Origin of the sequence: Pseudomonas sp. MAG733B, assembly GCF_036884845.1 — a bacterium.
In the GTDB taxonomy this organism is placed as follows: domain Bacteria; phylum Pseudomonadota; class Gammaproteobacteria; order Pseudomonadales; family Pseudomonadaceae; genus Aquipseudomonas.
This window is the reverse complement of sequence record NZ_CP145732.1, coordinates 5,519,537-5,535,925: the sequence shown is the minus strand read 5'-3', so window position 1 is coordinate 5,535,925 and position 16,389 is coordinate 5,519,537. Positions and strand designations below refer to the sequence as shown.

At 61.0% G+C, this 16,389-nt stretch carries 19 protein-coding genes; 17 read left to right on the top strand and 2 right to left on the bottom strand.

Features of this window, described 5'->3' with window-relative positions; all coding sequences use genetic code 11:
• Window positions 1–12 precede the first annotated feature (12 nt).
• The 5 genes from motD to V6Z53_RS25250 are packed head-to-tail and all read left to right on the top strand — an operon-like array spanning window position 13 to window position 3,610.
• Window positions 13–903: a flagellar motor protein MotD gene (gene motD / locus V6Z53_RS25270; RefSeq protein ID WP_338582368.1), complete on the top strand. Its 891-nt coding sequence runs from the start codon at window positions 13–15 to the stop codon at window positions 901–903.
• 43 nt (window positions 904–946) lie between these two features.
• Window positions 947–1,735 (top strand): ParA family protein, encoded by a 789-nt coding sequence (locus tag V6Z53_RS25265; protein ID WP_338582367.1) that lies wholly within the window; start codon window positions 947–949, stop codon window positions 1,733–1,735.
• A 7-nt stretch (window positions 1,736–1,742) separates the two neighbouring features.
• Entirely contained in the window at window positions 1,743–2,690 is a 948-nt protein-coding gene (locus V6Z53_RS25260; protein ID WP_338586562.1) for a chemotaxis protein CheW, read from the top strand.
• A gap of 41 nt (window positions 2,691–2,731) precedes the next feature.
• A complete protein-coding gene (locus V6Z53_RS25255; RefSeq protein ID WP_007980742.1) occupies window positions 2,732–3,217 on the top strand; it encodes a chemotaxis protein CheW in 486 nt (161 codons plus the stop codon).
• Window positions 3,218–3,610, top strand: coding sequence for a DUF2802 domain-containing protein (locus V6Z53_RS25250; protein ID WP_338582366.1), 393 nt, complete (start codon window positions 3,218–3,220; stop codon window positions 3,608–3,610).
• A 188-nt stretch (window positions 3,611–3,798) separates the two neighbouring features.
• Here the strand turns inward: V6Z53_RS25250 and V6Z53_RS25245 are convergent, their stop codons facing one another.
• Together V6Z53_RS25245 and V6Z53_RS25240 are read right to left on the bottom strand one after the other, a co-directional pair.
• The gene (locus V6Z53_RS25245; protein ID WP_338582365.1) at window positions 3,799–4,128 is read right to left on the bottom strand and encodes an EscU/YscU/HrcU family type III secretion system export apparatus switch protein; all 330 of its coding nucleotides are present in this window, start codon (window positions 4,126–4,128) and stop codon (window positions 3,799–3,801) included.
• Window positions 4,125–5,699, bottom strand: coding sequence for a flagellar hook-length control protein FliK (locus V6Z53_RS25240; RefSeq protein WP_338582364.1), 1,575 nt, complete (start codon window positions 5,697–5,699; stop codon window positions 4,125–4,127). The genes V6Z53_RS25245 and V6Z53_RS25240 overlap by 4 nt, the downstream gene beginning before the upstream one ends.
• Before the next feature lie 198 nt (window positions 5,700–5,897).
• On the opposite strand from V6Z53_RS25240, the gene ccmA reads away from it, so the two are divergent.
• From ccmA to phnD, 12 genes are all read left to right on the top strand, one after another.
• Window positions 5,898–6,533 carry a cytochrome c biogenesis heme-transporting ATPase CcmA gene (ccmA, locus tag V6Z53_RS25235; RefSeq protein ID WP_338582363.1) on the top strand — a complete coding sequence of 212 codons (636 nt, stop codon included), beginning with the start codon at window positions 5,898–5,900 and terminating at the stop codon, window positions 6,531–6,533.
• The gene (gene ccmB, locus V6Z53_RS25230; RefSeq protein ID WP_007980754.1) at window positions 6,530–7,198 is read left to right on the top strand and encodes a heme exporter protein CcmB; all 669 of its coding nucleotides are present in this window, start codon (window positions 6,530–6,532) and stop codon (window positions 7,196–7,198) included. Before ccmA ends, ccmB begins: the two co-directional genes overlap by 4 nt.
• A gap of 78 nt (window positions 7,199–7,276) precedes the next feature.
• On the top strand, window positions 7,277–8,032 hold the full coding sequence (locus V6Z53_RS25225; RefSeq protein ID WP_212626847.1) for a heme ABC transporter permease: 756 nt from the start codon (window positions 7,277–7,279) through the stop codon (window positions 8,030–8,032).
• On the top strand, window positions 8,029–8,205 hold the full coding sequence (gene ccmD, locus V6Z53_RS25220; RefSeq protein WP_008055370.1) for a heme exporter protein CcmD: 177 nt from the start codon (window positions 8,029–8,031) through the stop codon (window positions 8,203–8,205). The genes V6Z53_RS25225 and ccmD overlap by 4 nt, the downstream gene beginning before the upstream one ends.
• Window positions 8,202–8,657, top strand: coding sequence for a cytochrome c maturation protein CcmE (ccmE, locus tag V6Z53_RS25215; protein WP_060541439.1), 456 nt, complete (start codon window positions 8,202–8,204; stop codon window positions 8,655–8,657). The genes ccmD and ccmE overlap by 4 nt, the downstream gene beginning before the upstream one ends.
• Before the next feature lie 3 nt (window positions 8,658–8,660).
• Window positions 8,661–10,649 carry a heme lyase CcmF/NrfE family subunit gene (locus tag V6Z53_RS25210; protein WP_338582362.1) on the top strand — a complete coding sequence of 663 codons (1,989 nt, stop codon included), beginning with the start codon at window positions 8,661–8,663 and terminating at the stop codon, window positions 10,647–10,649.
• A complete protein-coding gene (locus tag V6Z53_RS25205; RefSeq protein WP_338582361.1) occupies window positions 10,646–11,182 on the top strand; it encodes a DsbE family thiol:disulfide interchange protein in 537 nt (178 codons plus the stop codon). Before V6Z53_RS25210 ends, V6Z53_RS25205 begins: the two co-directional genes overlap by 4 nt.
• Window positions 11,179–11,649: a cytochrome c-type biogenesis protein gene (locus V6Z53_RS25200; protein WP_338582360.1), complete on the top strand. Its 471-nt coding sequence runs from the start codon at window positions 11,179–11,181 to the stop codon at window positions 11,647–11,649. Before V6Z53_RS25205 ends, V6Z53_RS25200 begins: the two co-directional genes overlap by 4 nt.
• On the top strand, window positions 11,646–12,848 hold the full coding sequence (gene ccmI, locus V6Z53_RS25195) for a c-type cytochrome biogenesis protein CcmI (protein WP_338582359.1): 1,203 nt from the start codon (window positions 11,646–11,648) through the stop codon (window positions 12,846–12,848). The genes V6Z53_RS25200 and ccmI overlap by 4 nt, the downstream gene beginning before the upstream one ends.
• Window positions 12,849–12,875: 27 nt before the next feature.
• Entirely contained in the window at window positions 12,876–13,286 is a 411-nt protein-coding gene (locus V6Z53_RS25190; protein ID WP_338582358.1) for a hypothetical protein, read from the top strand.
• A gap of 1,171 nt (window positions 13,287–14,457) precedes the next feature.
• Window positions 14,458–15,291 carry a phosphonate ABC transporter ATP-binding protein gene (gene phnC, locus V6Z53_RS25185; protein WP_338582357.1) on the top strand — a complete coding sequence of 278 codons (834 nt, stop codon included), beginning with the start codon at window positions 14,458–14,460 and terminating at the stop codon, window positions 15,289–15,291.
• Window positions 15,292–15,335: 44 nt separating this feature from the next.
• Entirely contained in the window at window positions 15,336–16,346 is a 1,011-nt protein-coding gene (phnD, locus tag V6Z53_RS25180; protein WP_338582356.1) for a phosphonate ABC transporter substrate-binding protein, read from the top strand.
• Window positions 16,347–16,389: the final 43 nt, after the last annotated feature.

Below are 16,389 nucleotides of genomic sequence, written 5' to 3'. Positions count from 1 at the left end.
GGGAATAACCTCATGGCACGTCGTCGCCAGCATGATGAACACGTCAATCACGAACGCTGGCTGGTGTCCTACGCGGACTTCATCACCTTGCTGTTCGCGTTCTTCGTGGTCATGTACTCGATTTCTTCGATCAACGAAGGCAAGTACAAGATCATTTCCGAAGCGCTGATCGGGGTCTTCACCGATACCGACAGCGCCCTCAAGCCGATTCCGATCGGCGAAGAGCGACCGAAGACCGTGACTCCGGCCAAGCCGCTGGTCAAGGACAGCGAGCAGGTCGATGCCGGGGTTGCCGGCGCGAGCGATCCGCTGAAAAGCATCGCCGACGACATCAGTGCGGCGTTCGGCGATCTGATCCAGTCCAACCAGATGACCGTGCGCGGCAACGAGTTGTGGGTCGAGATCGAACTCAATTCCAGCCTGTTGTTCGGCAGCGGCGACGCCATGCCCAGCGACATCGCGTTCAACATCATCGACAAGGTCGCGGTGATCCTGAAGCCGTTCGACAACCCGATCCACGTCGAAGGTTTTACTGACGATCAACCGATTCGTACCTCGCAGTACCCGACCAACTGGGAGCTGTCGTCAGCCCGTTCGGCGAGCATCGTGCGCATGCTGGCGATGCAAGGGGTGAACCCGGGTCGCCTGGCATCGGTGGGCTACGGTGAATTCCAGCCGGTGGCCAATAACGCCACGGCGGAAGGCCGGGCGCGCAACCGTCGTGTGGTGCTGGTGGTGTCACGCAATCTCGATGTACGCCGCAGCCTGACCGGTACCGGAACCGCCCATGCGCAACCGGATGCCGCGTTGAAGCGTGCTGGCACACAAACTGCACCGACCCCGGTCAAGTCGCCGGTACGAGAGAGCGCCGTCAATTCTCCGTCACCCGCATTAACACGTTGAGCTATTTCTCGGTCGATCGATTCGGCCGGGAGGAACAATCCGAATGAGAGTCTGGGCAGTCGCCAATCAAAAGGGTGGTGTCGGTAAAACCACTTCCTCCATCGCTTTAGCCGGTTTGCTGGCCGAGGCGGGCAAGCGCGTGGTCGTGGTCGATCTGGACCCCCACGGCTCGATGACCAGCTATTTCGGTTACGACCCTGACAGCCTGGAACACAGCAATTACGATCTGTTCCTGCACAAGGGCAGCGTGCCGCAGGGCTTGCCGGGTCAGTTGCTGCTGTCGACCAGTGATGAACGCATTTCCCTGTTGCCGTCGAGTACCGCGCTGGCGACCCTTGAGCGCCAGTCGCCGGGCCAAAGTGGCCTGGGCCTGGTGATCGCCAAGAGCCTGGCGCAGTTGTGGCAGGACTTCGATTACGCGGTGATCGACAGCCCGCCGTTGCTCGGCGTGCTGATGGTCAATGCCTTGGCGGCGAGCCAGCAACTGGTGATCCCGGTGCAGACCGAACACCTGGCGGTCAAAGGCCTGGAGCGCATGGTCAACACGCTGGCGATGATCAACCGTTCACGTAAACAGGCGTTGCCGTTCACCATCGTGCCGACCCTGTTCGACCGCCGCACGCAAGCGTCCCTCGGTACGCTGCGTGTCTTGCGCGACAAGTTTCCGGAAGACATCTGGCAAGGCTACATCCCCGTGGACACGCGCCTGCGCGATGCCAGCCGTGCCGGGCTGACGCCTTCGCAATTCGACGGCAAGAGCCGTGGCGTCCTCGCCTATCGCGCGTTGCTCAAGCATCTGCTGGCGGCACAACTTGTTCCGCAGGTGGCGTGAGATGAGTCTGAGCCGGCCATTGAAACTGACATCACGCCCGCAACTGGCGCTGCAATCGTACCTGGACAACCTTCTGCAAGAAGTCACCGAGGAACTGTTGCCGCCGGTCGAAGCGCTGCCCGAGGTGGTCGAGGCTGAAGCGGCACTCGATGAGTTCCAGGCGGCGGTGCTTGAAGAGCAGGCCCGTGATGCCCAGGCCAGGGTCACTGCCGAGCCGGTCGCCAAAGCGGCCGCGCCGCTGGAAGTGCCAGCACGTCCGGTAGTTGCGGTAATCGAAGCACCGGCGCCGATCCTGTCGCCGGTATCGACCATCGCGCCGTTGCTGCAAACACTGGCGGCGCCAGTCGCCGAAGTACTGCGAGCGCCGGAGCCGGTGGTTGTCGAGGTGCAGCCAACGCTGGTGGCGCCGGTGGTCGAAGTTCATCTGCCACCCGCCAACACGCCGCCACCGGTGGACACCGACGGTCGTCCATCCTGGGCCGCCGAACCGTTCGAATGCCTGTTGTTCGATGTCGCCGGGTTGACCCTAGCGGTGCCGCTGGTGTGCCTGGGTTCGATTTATTCCCTGGCCGGTCATGAGCTGACGCCGTTGTTCGGTCAGCCGGAATGGTTCCTCGGCATCCTGCCGAGTCAGGCGGGCAACCTGAAAGTGCTGGATACCGCACGGTGGGTCATGCCCGACCGTTATCGCGACGATTTCAAGCAGGGCCTGCAATACGTTATCTCGGTGCAGGGTTACGAGTGGGGCCTGGCGGTGCATCAGGTCAGCCGCTCGTTGCGCCTGGACCCGAACGAAATCAAGTGGCGCAGTCACCGTGGCCAGCGGCCATGGCTGGCGGGCACGGTGATTGAACACATGTGTGTGTTGCTCGACGTTTCCGCGCTGGCCGAGTTGATCGCCAGCGGCGGGGCAAAGCACATGGGCGGCACGAAGCCGACCCACAAAACTACATAACAGAACAACACCGCTAGGGCGGTTTCTTGAGGGGTCAGGGTATGAATGACAAGGCAACGGCGGCAAAAGGTTCCGAAGATCCGATCCTGCAATGGGTCACCTTCAAGCTGGACAACGAGACCTACGGCATCAATGTGATGCGCGTCCAGGAAGTCCTGCGCTACACCGAAATCGCCCCGGTACCGGGTGCTCCGAGCTACGTGCTGGGCATCATCAACCTGCGCGGCAATGTGGTCACCGTGATCGACACCCGTCAGCGCTTCGGCCTGATGAATGCCGAGATCAGCGACAACACCCGTATCGTCATCATCGAAGCCGACAAGCAGGTTGTCGGGATCATGGTCGACAGCGTGGCCGAAGTGGTTTACCTGCGTCAGTCGGAAATCGAAACCGCACCGAACGTCGGTAACGAGGAATCCGCCAAGTTCATCCAAGGCGTGTGCAACAAGAACAACGAACTGCTGATCCTGGTCGAACTGGACAAGATGATGAGCGAAGAAGAATGGTCGGAACTGGAGAGTATCTGATTGATTCTCGAGGTTGCGGTCATTGTCCTGTTCCTGTTCTGGGCAGGCACGCTGGCAATGTTTCTGGCGTACATTCGCAGTCAAAAACTGATCGCTGCGCAACAGGCCCAGGGTGATGCGCTGCGCGATCAGCGCATCAAGGACCTGGCCAAACGCGTGGACGACTACCAGAACGGCAATGTGCGCATGGGTGAAGACCTGCACGAGCTGCGCTCGATCGTCGCGCCGTTGCCGGAAAAACTCGTTCAGCTGGAACAACGCGACCCCACCAGCCTGTCGTTCGCCCAGGCGGCGCGACTGGTCGGGATGGGCGCAAGCGTCGACGAACTGACCCAGTCCTGCGGCTTGACCCAGGCTGAGGCGGAGTTAATGAGCAAGCTTCACAAGAACTGACACCCTGTAGGAGCGAGCCTGCTCGCGATGGACGTCAACGATGACGCGTGCTTCCTGGAGAAACGCGGCGCCCGTACGTTCATCGCGAGCAGGCTCGCTCCTACAGTGGCTCTATGTCGGACACAAAACATGTGTTCGCTGAAGATCATCGTGGGAGCGAGCTTGCTCGCGCTGGCGTCCTCGAAACTTTAATAATCATCCCCACGCTCAGTAACATCCTTCTCCACCCTCGGCGCATCCGGATCCTGCCCCGCCGGAAACTTGCCCTTAAGATTCCAAGCAAACGCAATGATCTCGGCAATCGTCCGGTACAACTCTTCCGGAATGCTGTCGCCCAATTCCATCCGCGCCAGCAATCTCACCAACTCCGCGTTCTCATAGATCGGCACTTCATAGTCGCGGGCGATCCGCAGGATTTCTTCCGCCAGTTCTTCGTCGCCCTTGGCGGTGAGGGTAGGGGCGTGGGTGCCGTCGTATTTGAGGGCGATGGCCTGGCGTGGGGCGTTGGGGTTTTTCATGCGTTTTCGTCGACCCAGCGTTGTTCGAGGCGGGTTTGTGGGCCTTGGGGTGGTTTGCCGTGGTGGCAATCGAGATCGCCGACGTTCAGGCCCGAGGCAAGCATGCGCGCCCGCAATGACGCCAGATTGCTTTCGATCAGGCTGGCGGTGTACGGCCGCTCGGCCCAGAGCTGACTGGACAGGCAGCCCTTGATCAGCTGCGCCTGGACCCGCATTGGCCCCAACGGCTCCATGTCGAAAGCCAATTCGACTCGCCACAGTTGTTGTTTCGGCTCGCGCTCGTCGCGGCGTTCCTGGGGTTGTTCCTTGTCCGGCGCCTCTTCGCGTTGGAACTTGATCTGCAACGGCACGATGTCCTGCAGGTTGCGCATCGGCACTTCCAGTTGCCAAGTACTCATCAAACGCCCGTCACTGGTCACGCCGGTCTGCTCCAGGCTCGACAGTTGATGGCTCTGCAGGCGCGAGACCGCGGCGGCGGCCAGGCGTAGCAGCTGTTCAAGATCGTCCTCGCCTTCGGCGCTTTGCAACAGGCGCTCGGGCAGCGGAAAACTGCTCGGCGACGGTTTGGCGCTGACCTGTCCGAGCATGCCCAGCGCATTGCGCACGAAACTCGGCATGGCCTGGACCAGGGTGTTGGCGGCGATGATTGCGCTGAGATTGGTACTGGCCGGCAGTCCCGGTGTCAGTTGCGCGATCAGTTTGAGCAGATCGGCCTTCATATCGGGGGCGAGTGTCGGGTTTTGCCCGCTCAGCAGTTTCGACTCGAGGAATGCGCCGCTGCCGGCCAGCGCGAGTGCGAGGCCTTTGGGTGTGCTCAGTTGCTGCACGTCCGGCAGGCCGGCGAGCAATTTGTCCACGGTCGCGCGCAGATCGCTGGAGGTCTGGTTCGAGGGCGGCAGGTTTTGCAGGAGTTTGAGCAAGCCATCCAGCGAGCCCTGACGGCTGGTCTGGCTGACCAGTTGCTGGGTTACCGCCAATTGTTCCTGACGGCTGCTTAGCGGTACGAACTTCAGCGTCTGCGTGTCCTGCACCTGCGCACTGAGCAAGGTGCCGATGCGCAACGGCTGCGGGCTGTCGATGCTCAGGGTGCTGCCGCTGAGCGCGGTGTTGAGCAGGCTGACCATCGAACGAAACACCGTCGGTTGCCCCGGCACTTGCGGCAACACTTGGGACGTCAGCACTTTGCCCTGCAACAGCGTGCCGACCGGCAGTTGCGCCGTGTCGATGCGGGTGAGGGTGGCGACGCTGGAGGCGATGGCCTGTTGCACAGTGATGGCCAGACTGCCCGCCGACGGCTGGGTGACAGCTACGCTGGTGCCCTGGGCCAACGGCTGGTTGCTGGTGGCCTGGACCGTGGTCTGGCGGCCGCTTTCGAGAGTGACCTTGAGCAGTAGCTGAAAAGTCTGATCCGCCTGCTTGAGCGACAGCACTTCGGCCTTGGCGGTCTGACCGGCGGTTATCAGTCCTTCGATTGGCGTCAACAGCTTGAGCAACTCACCACTGACCGTCAGCGGACGGGTTGTCGCCGGGGTGGTCGGCGGTAGCGGGAGGATGTTCATTTCGCCTGTCATACGCGGTCACAACCTTGGGAAAATGCACTCTTGAGAGTAGGAGCTGGCATGTATAATGCCGCCCAGTTGTATACAGAGTGCCGATAACATTGCAATTATTTGACGCAGCTCGCTAGTTTGGGCCGCCAATAGATTTATTCTGCATCTCTTTAACGGCCGCGCCAGAGCCGACTTGAACCGTATAAGGCCCGTGAACCCTTGACCAGTCCTGTCCTGCAAACCGTTGCCCTTGCCTGTGAGCGAGACCTTCGGCTGCTTTTCGAAAATCTCGATTTGAGACTGGCCAGTGGCGAAATGGTGCAGATCAGCGGCCCCAACGGCAGTGGCAAGACCAGCCTGTTGCGCCTGCTATCGGGGCTGATGCATCCGACGGCCGGTGAGGTGTTGCTTAACGGCCAGCCGTTGAACGAGCAACGTACGGAGCTCGCGCGTAACCTGCTGTGGATCGGCCATGCCGCGGGGATCAAGGACTTGCTGACCCCGGAAGAGAACCTGAGCTGGCTCTGCGCCCTGCATCAACCGGCCTCCCATGAGGCGATCTGGCAGGCCTTGGCGGCTGTCGGATTGCGCGGTTTCGAAGACGTGCCTTGTCACACGTTGTCCGCTGGCCAGCAGCGCCGCGTTGCCCTGGCGCGTTTGTATCTGGACAGCCCACCGCTGTGGATTCTCGATGAGCCGTTCACCGCCCTCGACAAGCAAGGCGTGGCACAACTCGAAGAGCACCTGGCTGCCCACTGCGAACGCGGTGGCATGGTGGTGTTGACCACTCACCACACGCTGAGCCGGATGCCGGCCGGTTATCGCGACATCGATCTGGGGAAATGGGCCGTATGAGTGTTTTCGGCCTGTTGGTCGCCCGTGAGGCCCGTCTGCTGTTCCGCCGTCCTGCGGAACTGGCCAATCCTCTGGTTTTCTTCGCCATCGTGGTTTCGCTGTTCCCGTTGGCGGTCGGTCCCGAGTCTCAATTGTTGCAAACCTTGTCCCCGGGACTGGTCTGGGTGGCAGCCCTTTTATCGGTTTTGCTCTCGCTGGACGGGCTTTTCCGCAGTGATTTCGAAGACGGATCGCTCGAACAGTGGGTCCTTTCGCCGCACCCCCTGGCTCTTCTGGTTTTGGCCAAGGTGCTGGCACACTGGGCCTTTTCCGGCCTGGCACTGGTTTTGCTCGCACCGTTGCTGGCGTTGATGCTCGGTTTGCCTGCCGCCTGTCTGCCGGTGTTGCTGCTTTCGTTGTTGCTGGGTACACCGGTGCTGAGCTTGCTCGGTGCGGTGGGCGCAGCGCTGACGGTCGGTTTGAAGCGCGGTGGCCTGTTGCTGGCGTTGCTGATTCTGCCGTTGTACATCCCGGTGTTGATCCTCGGCAGTGGCGCCTTGCAGGCCGCCCTCCAAGGCATGCCGGCGACCGGTTATCTCCTGTGGCTTGGCAGCCTGACCGCCCTGGCGATAACCCTGACACCTTTTGCAATAGCGGCTGGCCTGAAGATCAGTGTCGGCGAATAATGAGGTCTGGTTGTTTTTTAACCAGTAAAGACCCTGGCTGGAGCGTGACAACGCACAGCAACCGTGATGGAAACAGTAATGAACTGGACGTGGTTTCATAAGCTCGGCTCGCCCAAATGGTTTTACGGCATCAGCGGCAAAATGCTGCCATGGCTGAGCGTCGCGGCGTTGCTGCTGATCGGCGTTGGCGTGGTCTGGGGCCTGGCCTTCGCGCCGCCTGACTACCAACAAGGCAACAGCTTCCGCATCATCTATATCCACGTCCCGGCCGCGATGCTGGCGCAGTCCATCTACGTGATGCTGGCGGTGTGCGGCGTCGTCGGGTTGGTGTGGAAAATGAAACTGGCCGACGTCGCCCTGCAATGCGCGGCGCCCATCGGAGCCTGGATGACCGCCGTGGCGCTGGTCACCGGGGCGATCTGGGGCAAACCGACCTGGGGTTCGTGGTGGGTCTGGGACGCGCGCCTCACATCGATGCTGATTCTGCTGTTCCTGTATTTCGGCCTGATTGCACTGGGCAACGCGATCAGCAATCGTGACAGCGCGGCCAAGGCCTGCGCGGTGCTGGCGATCGTCGGCGTGATCAACATCCCGATCATCAAATACTCGGTGGAGTGGTGGAACACCCTGCACCAGGGCGCGACCTTTACCCTCACCGAAAAACCGGCGATGCCTGCCGAAATGTGGCTGCCATTGCTGCTGACGGCGCTGGGTTTCTATTGTTTCTTCGGCGCGGTCCTGCTGCTGCGCATGCGTCTTGAAGTGCTCAAGCGTGAAGCGCGGGCCAGTTGGGTAAAAGCCGAAGTCGAAAACAGCCTGGAGGTCGTTCGATGAGTTTTGCGTCATTCGGCGATTTCCTCGCCATGGGCCATCACGGCCTGTATGTCTGGTCGGCCTATGGCATTTGCCTGGCAGTGCTGGCCCTCAACGTGGCGGCGCCGATCCTGGCCCGCAAGCGGTATCTGCAACAAGAGGCGCGTCGTCTGCGCCGGGAGAACGGCAAGTGAATCCGCTGCGTAAAAAGCGTCTTATCATCATTCTGGCGATTCTGGTCGGGGTCGGTGCTGCCGTCGGCCTGGCTCTTAGCGCCCTGCAGCAGAACATCAATCTGTTTTACACACCGACCCAGATCGCCAACGGCGAGGCCCCGCAAGACACGCGCATCCGCGCCGGCGGCATGGTCGAGGCGGGTTCATTGCAGCGTTCCGGCGACTCGCTGGACGTGAAGTTCGTCGTTACCGATTTCAACAAATCCGTGACCATCACCTATCGCGGCATCCTCCCGGACCTGTTCCGCGAAGGGCAGGGCATCGTCGCTCTGGGCAAGATCAACGCCGATGGCGTGGTGGTGGCCGATGAAGTGCTGGCCAAGCACGACGAGAAGTACATGCCGCCGGAAGTGACCAAAGCGTTGAAAGACAGTGGTCAGTCCGCTCCAACACCCGCGAAGGAGGGTTGATCGATGACTTCCGGCATTTTCATTCCAGAATTGGGCCATTTGGCCATGATTCTGGCGCTGTGTTTCGCGCTGGTTCAGGCCGTGGTGCCATTGGTCGGTGCCTGGCGCGGTGACCGTTTCTGGATGAGCCTGGCCCAGCCGGCCGCGTGGGGGCAGTTCGCGTTCTTGCTGTTCGCCTTCGGTTGCCTGACCTACGCCTTCATGGTCGACGACTTCTCCGTCGCCTACGTCGCCAACAACTCCAACAGCGCTTTGCCGTGGTACTACAAATTCAGCGCCGTGTGGGGCGCGCACGAAGGTTCGTTGCTGCTGTGGGCGTTGATCCTCGGCGGCTGGACCTTCGCCGTGTCGGTGTTCTCGCGGCAGTTGCCGCAAGTCATGCTGGCCCGCGTATTGGCGGTGATGGGCATGATCAGCACCGGTTTCCTGCTGTTCCTGATCCTGACGTCGAACCCGTTCAAACGCATCCTGCCGCAAGTGCCCAGCGACGGCGCCGACCTCAACCCGTTGCTGCAAGACATTGGCCTGATCGTTCACCCGCCGATGCTGTACATGGGCTATGTCGGTTTCTCCGTGGCGTTTGCCTTCGCCATCGCGGCGTTGATGGGCGGTCGCCTCGATGCGGCGTGGGCGCGCTGGTCGCGTCCATGGACCATCGTTGCCTGGGCGTTCCTCGGCATCGGCATCACCCTTGGCTCGTGGTGGGCCTATTACGAACTCGGCTGGGGCGGCTGGTGGTTCTGGGACCCGGTGGAAAACGCCTCGTTCATGCCATGGTTGGTGGGCACCGCGCTGATTCACTCGTTGGCGGTCACGGAAAAACGTGGCGTGTTCAAGAGCTGGACCGTGTTGCTGGCCATCGCCGCTTTCTCGTTGAGCTTGCTCGGCACCTTCCTCGTGCGTTCCGGCGTGCTGACCTCGGTTCACGCGTTTGCCTCCGACCCCGAGCGCGGCGTGTTCATCCTGATTTTCCTGCTGTTCGTGGTTGGCGGTTCGCTGACGCTGTTCGCCTTGCGTGCACCGGTGGTCAAGAGTCAGGTCGGCTTCAACCTCTGGTCGCGGGAAACCCTGTTGCTGGGCAACAACCTGGTCCTGGTGGTGGCGGCTTCGATGATCCTGCTCGGCACTTTGTACCCCTTGATTCTCGATGCGATGACCGGGGCCAAGCTGTCGGTCGGCCCGCCGTACTTCAACGCGTTGTTCATACCGTTGATGGGGTTGCTGATGGTGGTGATGGCGGTAGGCATGCTGGTGCGCTGGAAAGACACCCCGGTCAAATGGCTGATGAGCATGCTCACGCCTGTATTGCTTGGCAGCGCCGCGTTGGCCGTGGTGGCTGGCGTCGCTTATGGCGATTTCAACTGGGCAGTGATCGCGACCTTCATGCTTGCAGCCTGGGTGTTGCTGGCCGGTGTGCGTGACATCTTCGACAAGACGCGCCACAAAGGCTTGATCAAAGGCCTGCCGACCCTGACCCGCAGCTATTGGGGCATGCAGGTTGCGCACCTGGGCATCGCGGTTTGCGCCCTCGGCGTAGTGCTGTCGAGCCAGAACAGTGCCGAGCGCGACCTGCGCCTGGCGCCTGGCGAATCCATGGACCTGGGCGGTTACCAGTTCGTCTTCGAAGGTGCCAAGCACTTCGAAGGCCCGAATTTCACCTCCGACAAGGGCACCGTGCGGGTGATTCGCGACGGCAAGGAAGTCAGCGTGCTGCACCCGGAAAAACGCCTCTACACCGTGCAGAATTCGGTGATGACCGAGGCCGGGATCGACGCCGGTTTCACCCGTGACCTTTACGTCGCATTGGGCGAACCGCTGGGCGATGGCGCCTGGGCGGTGCGCGTGCACGTTAAACCGTTCGTACGCTGGATCTGGTTCGGCGGTTTGCTCACCGGGCTCGGTGGATTGCTGGCGGCGCTGGATCGCCGATATCGAGTCAAGGTGAAATCCAAGGTGCGTGAAGCACTCGGCATGTCGGGAGCCACTGCATGAAGCGTTGGTTGATGTTGTTGCCACTGGCGATTTTTCTGGTGGTTGCCGTGTTCCTTTATCGCGGTCTGTACCTGGACCCGGCCGAGCTGCCTTCGGCGATGATCGGCAAGCCGTTCCCGGAGTTCTCGCTGCCAGCGGTGCAGGGCGACAAGACCCTGACCCGCGCCGACATCCTCGGTAAACCGGCACTGGTCAATGTCTGGGGCACCTGGTGCATTTCCTGCCGGGTCGAGCACCCGGTGCTGAACAAACTGGCCGAGAAGGGCGTGGTGATCTACGGCATCAACTACAAGGACGTCAACGCCGACGCCTTGAAGTGGCTGGCGGAATTCCACAACCCGTATCAGCTGGATATCCGCGACGATGCCGGCACCCTGGGCCTGAACCTCGGTGTGTATGGCGCGCCGGAAACCTTCTTCATCGACGCCAAAGGCATCATCCGCGACAAGTTCGTCGGTGTGATCGACGAGCAGGTCTGGCGCGAAAAACTGGCGGCCAAGTATCAGGCGCTGGTTGATGAGGCCAAGCCATGAAGCGCTGGCTAGCTGCCGTAGTCTTGGGTTTGAGCATGGCCGGTGTGGCGCATGCCGCCATCGACACCTACGAGTTCGCCAAAGAGGGTGACCGCGAACGTTTTCGCGAATTGACCAAGGAACTGCGCTGCCCCAAGTGCCAGAACCAGGACATCGCCGACTCTAATGCGCCGATTGCCGCCGACCTGCGCAAGGAGATTTTCCGCATGCTCGGCGAGGGCAAGGACAACCAGCAGATCATCGACTTCATGGTTGATCGCTACGGGGATTTCGTCCGCTACAAACCGGCCCTCAACGCCAAGACTGCGCTGCTCTGGTTCGGCCCCGCCGGCCTGCTGCTGGGTGGCTTCGTGATCATCGCGGTGATCGTCCGCCGTCGTCGCGTGCAACGCGCTGATACCCCGGACACGCTTTCTGCCGAGGAGCGCAAGCGCCTCGATCAACTGTTGGATAAAAACCAAGAATGATTGATTTCTGGCTCGCTGCAGGTCTGCTCCTTCTGGTGGCCCTGAGTTTTCTGCTGATCCCTGTTCTGCGCAATCGTCGCGCCCAGCTCGAAGAGGATCGTACTGCCCTGAACGTGGCGCTGTATCAGGAGCGCGTGGCTGAGTTGCAGACTCAGCAGGAAGAGGGCGTACTCGACGCCGCGCAAATGGATGCTGGCCGCGCCGAGGCTGCCCGCGAATTGCTCGCTGACACCGAAGGCGTTGACGCGCCACGGGTGACGCGTCTGGGCAAACCGGCGCCGTTGCTGGCGGCGATTCTGGTCCCGGTGCTGGGCCTGGGGTTGTATCTGCATTTCGGTGCCAGCGACAAAGTCGAGCTGACCCGGGAATTCTCCCAGGCGCCACAGTCGATGGAAGAGATGACGCAGCGTCTGGAGCGTGCGGTCGCGGCGCAACCGGATTCCGCCGAGGCGCTGTATTTCCTTGGTCGCACCTACATGACTCAGGATCGTCCCGCCGATGCGGCGAAGATCTTCGAACGCACCGTCAACATCGCCGGGCGTCAGCCTGAACTGTTGGGGCAATGGGCGCAGGCTCAGTACTTCGCGGATGGCAAGAAATGGTCGGACAAGATTCAAGTGCTGACTGACGAAGCGCTGAAAGCCGATCCGAAGGAAGTCACCAGCCTCGGTTTGTTGGGCATCGCTGCATTCGAAGCCGAGCGTTACCAAGACGCCATCGATTACTGGAATCGCCTGCTGGAACAACTGCCACCGGAAGACAAATCCCGAATCGCGCTGCAGGGCGGCATTACCCGCGCCAAGGAAAAACTGGTGGCCAGTGGCGGTAAGGTAGCTGAGGCTCCGGTGGCCAAAGTTGCTGCGCTGCTCAAGGTCCGGGTGGATCTGGCGGCCGATCTGAAAGCCAAGGTCCAGCCGGGCGACAGCGTGTTCATCTTCGCCCGCGCCACCAACGGTCCTCCCGCGCCGTTGGCGGCCAAGCGCTTGACCGTGGCTGACCTGCCGGCGACTGTCGAACTGGGCGATGCTGACGCGATGATGCCGCAGTTGAAACTGTCGAACTTTCCTGAAGTCCAACTGGTTGCGCGCATCTCCCGCGCCGGCAAACCCACCGCCGGCGAGTGGATCGGTCGTAGCCAGCCTCTGGCCAGCAGCACCACCGCGCCGCAAAAACTGACTATCGACAGCCCGGATAAATAACCCCGGGAATAAACAGGAAGCACCATCATGACCGCCATCGCTCGTATCACCCTGCTCAGCGTTGTTTTAGGGCTGAGCGCTTGTGCGGTCCAACGGCCTCCGGTGGAGCAGCCGACGCCACCGCCGATCCCGCCGTCGCAGCCGAGTACCAAGCCTGCGCCGTCCACTGTGCCGAGCAAGCCGAGCGCTCCGGCCAAGCCTGCCAAACCGTTGCCCCGGACCTCGGCCAGTTTCGCGCCGCCGCCGGGGGGGAATAGTCACTGGGATCCTAAATTGGGTGTCTATGTGCTGGATGACCAGCCGAATACCTTTTATCGCCAGCGTACGTACTACCGTTGGGATAATGGCTGGAGCAGGTCGATCAGTCCGAAGGGGCCTTGGGAGGAGACGGATATTCATGGGGTGCCTGGGGGATTGGGGCGGCAGTTCGGGCAGTGACACAAGAGGCGACCTTCGGGGTCGCCTTTTTTGTGGGTGCTGAATGGCGATGGCGGCCTTATAGCCGACCGGGATTTTTTATCGGGTACATATCCGTTCCTGCGGTAACGGCGGCTTAGGGTTTCGCCCTTACGGCGAGTCACTTTTTTTACAAGCGCCTAAAAAAAGTAACCAAAAAAACGCTCGCCCCTTACGTACGGCACCTCGCTAGAGCTCGGTGTTCCTTCGCTCCGGCATTCATCCGGGGGCATCGCCTCCGGTCTGCTTCGCGACGACCTCCTCTCGATGTGTGCGGCTTCGCCGCACGGCGCTACGCGCCCACCCCCGGCTGAACGCCTCCACTCAGCCTCCCGATGGGGCGGGTGGGTCAAAAACAACCGAGGCGGCCTACCGGCCGACCTGGTTGTTTGGTTTGTACGCATTCCAGACTGTGGGAGCCAGCCTGCTGGCGATGGCGGCCTGACAGCCGACCTGATTTTGCAGCTGTATCAAGTCAAATGTAGGAGCTGCCGCAGGCTGCGATCTTTTGATCTTGCTTCTAAACAACAAAATCAAAAGATCGCAGCCTCGTTGCACTCGACAGCTCCTACAGGGAAATGCGCACGAACCAAACAAACAGGCCGGCCGGTCGGCCACCTCGCTTTTGATCTGGCTTTTGATCTTTTGCCCCTTCGGCAGGCCGAGCGGAGGTGTTCATCAGGGGGTTAGGCGCGCAGCGCCGTGCGGCGAAGCCGCACACATCGAGAGGAGGTGCAGCGAAGCAAACCGTAGGCGATGCCCCCTGATGGACACCGTAGCGAGGGTACACCGAGCCCCAGCGAGGTGCCGTACGCCGGGGCAAAGCCTTTTGCTTACTTTTTGGCGTTTGAAAAAGTGAGTCGCTGTAAGAGCGAAACCGCCAGCGGCCGTTACCGCAGGAATGGATATGTACACCCTCAAAAACTACAGAGCCTGACACAAAGCTATCGCCAGCAGGCTGGCTCCCACAGGGATCTTCAGCAGGCACAGTATCTGTGTAAAGCCGGAGCGCACAGCTCAACCTTTCACAAAACCTTCATCAAATAGTTACACCAGCGACTTGTGCAAGTCATAGGGCTGACATACCCGGTGCCTAAAGTCGGTTGAACTCCAATACAGCCACGGACGGCTGTTCAACCAGACAGAGAAGCCCATGAACGCAGCTATCCATGTCGATCATCTGAACAAGACCTTTGCGCGTAAAACCGCACTGGTCGACCTCGAACTGACCATCGCGGCCGGTGAGATGGTCGCGCTGATCGGCGCGTCCGGCTCCGGTAAATCCACCTTGCTGCGCCACCTCGCGGGCCTGGCCTGTTGCGATAAAAACAACGGCGGCAGCGTCAAGGTGCTGGGGCGGGAAGTGCAGGCGAGCGGACGGCTCAATGGCAAAGTGCGCCGCCTGCGTGCCGACATCGGCTACATCTTCCAGCAGTTCAATCTGGTCAACCGCCTGAGCGTGCTCGACAACGTGCTGCTCGGTTGCCTGGGGCGCATGCCGCGCTGGCGTGGCAATTTGTGCCTGTTCAACGCCGAAGAAAAACAATTCGCCCTGGAATCCCTGGACCGCGTCGGCCTCGCCGATCTGGCGGCGCAACGGGCCTCGACCCTGTCCGGCGGTCAGCAGCAGCGCGTGGCGATTGCCCGAGCGCTGACCCAGCGTGCCGAGGTGATTCTGGCGGATGAGCCGATCGCCTCGCTCGACCCCGAGTCGGCGCGCAAGGTCATGGAGATCCTTGCCGACATCAACCGCCGCGACGGCAAGACCGTGGTCGTGACCCTGCATCAAGTCGACTACGCCACCCGCTATTGCCCGCGCGCCGTTGCGCTCAAGGGCGGGCGGATTCATTTCGATGGTCGCGCCGCCGAGCTGAGCGGGCAGTTCCTCAACGATTTGTATGGCGCCGATATCGACACCAGCCTGATGTGTTCCGACCAGCTTCGCCCAGTCGAAGCCGTGCCCCGGCTAGTGATGGCGCGCGCGTGACAACTCCCGAATTTCCCAACCGTTTACCCTCAGGAAACCTTTCCATGTTGAACCGTATCGGTCGTGTTTTTGCTGGTGCAGCACTGCTCGCCAGCTGTGTGATGGGCACCGCCCAGGCTGAAGAAAAAGCCATCAACTTCGGCATCATGTCCACCGAATCCTCGCAAAACCTCAAGAGCATCTGGCAGCCGTTTCTGGATGACATGCAGAAGCAAACCGGCCTGAAGATCAACGCCACGTTTGCCTCGGACTATGCCGGCCTGATCCAGGGCATGCGCTTCAACAAGGTCGACGTCGCCTGGTTGGGCAACAAGGCTGCCATCGAAGCCGTGGACCGTTCCAACGGCGAAATCTTCGCCCAGACCGCGGCCGCCAGCGGTGCAGCCGGTTACTGGAGCGTGTTGATCGCGCGCAAGGACAGCCCGATCAACTCCGTTGACGACATGCTGAAAAACGCCAAGAACCTGACCTTCGGTAATGGTGATCCGAACTCCACTTCGGGCTACCTGGTGCCGGGCTATTACGTGTTCGCCAAGAACCACGTCGATGCCGCCACTGCATTCAAGCGCACGCTCAACTCCAGCCATGAAGTCAACGCCTTGAGCGTGGCCAAGGGGCAGCTGGATGTGGCGACCTTCAACACCGAAAGCTGGGATCGCCTGGAAGTCACCCAGCCTGATAAAGCCGCGCTGCTGAAAGTGATCTGGAAATCGCCGCTGATCCCGGCCGACCCGTTGGTGTGGAGCAAGGCGCTGAGTGACAGCGAGAAAACCAAGATCCGCGATTTCATCTTCAGCTACGGCGATACCGACTCCGAAAAAGCCGTGCTCGCGGGCATGCAGTTGGGCAAGTTCCTGAAGTCCAGCGACGACCAGTTGCTGCCGATCCGTCAGCTGGAGCTGTTCAAGCAGCGCACCACCATCAGCGCCGACACCAAGCTTGAAGCCGCCGACAAGGCCAAGAAACTGGCCGACATCGATGCCGAGCTGGCCAAGCTGCAAGAGCGCATCACCTTGCTCGAGAAGAGCGAGAAAAAGACCGCCAACGCCGGTTGATCCATGGCGCGGACCCCATGTGGGAGCGGGCTTGCTCGCGAAA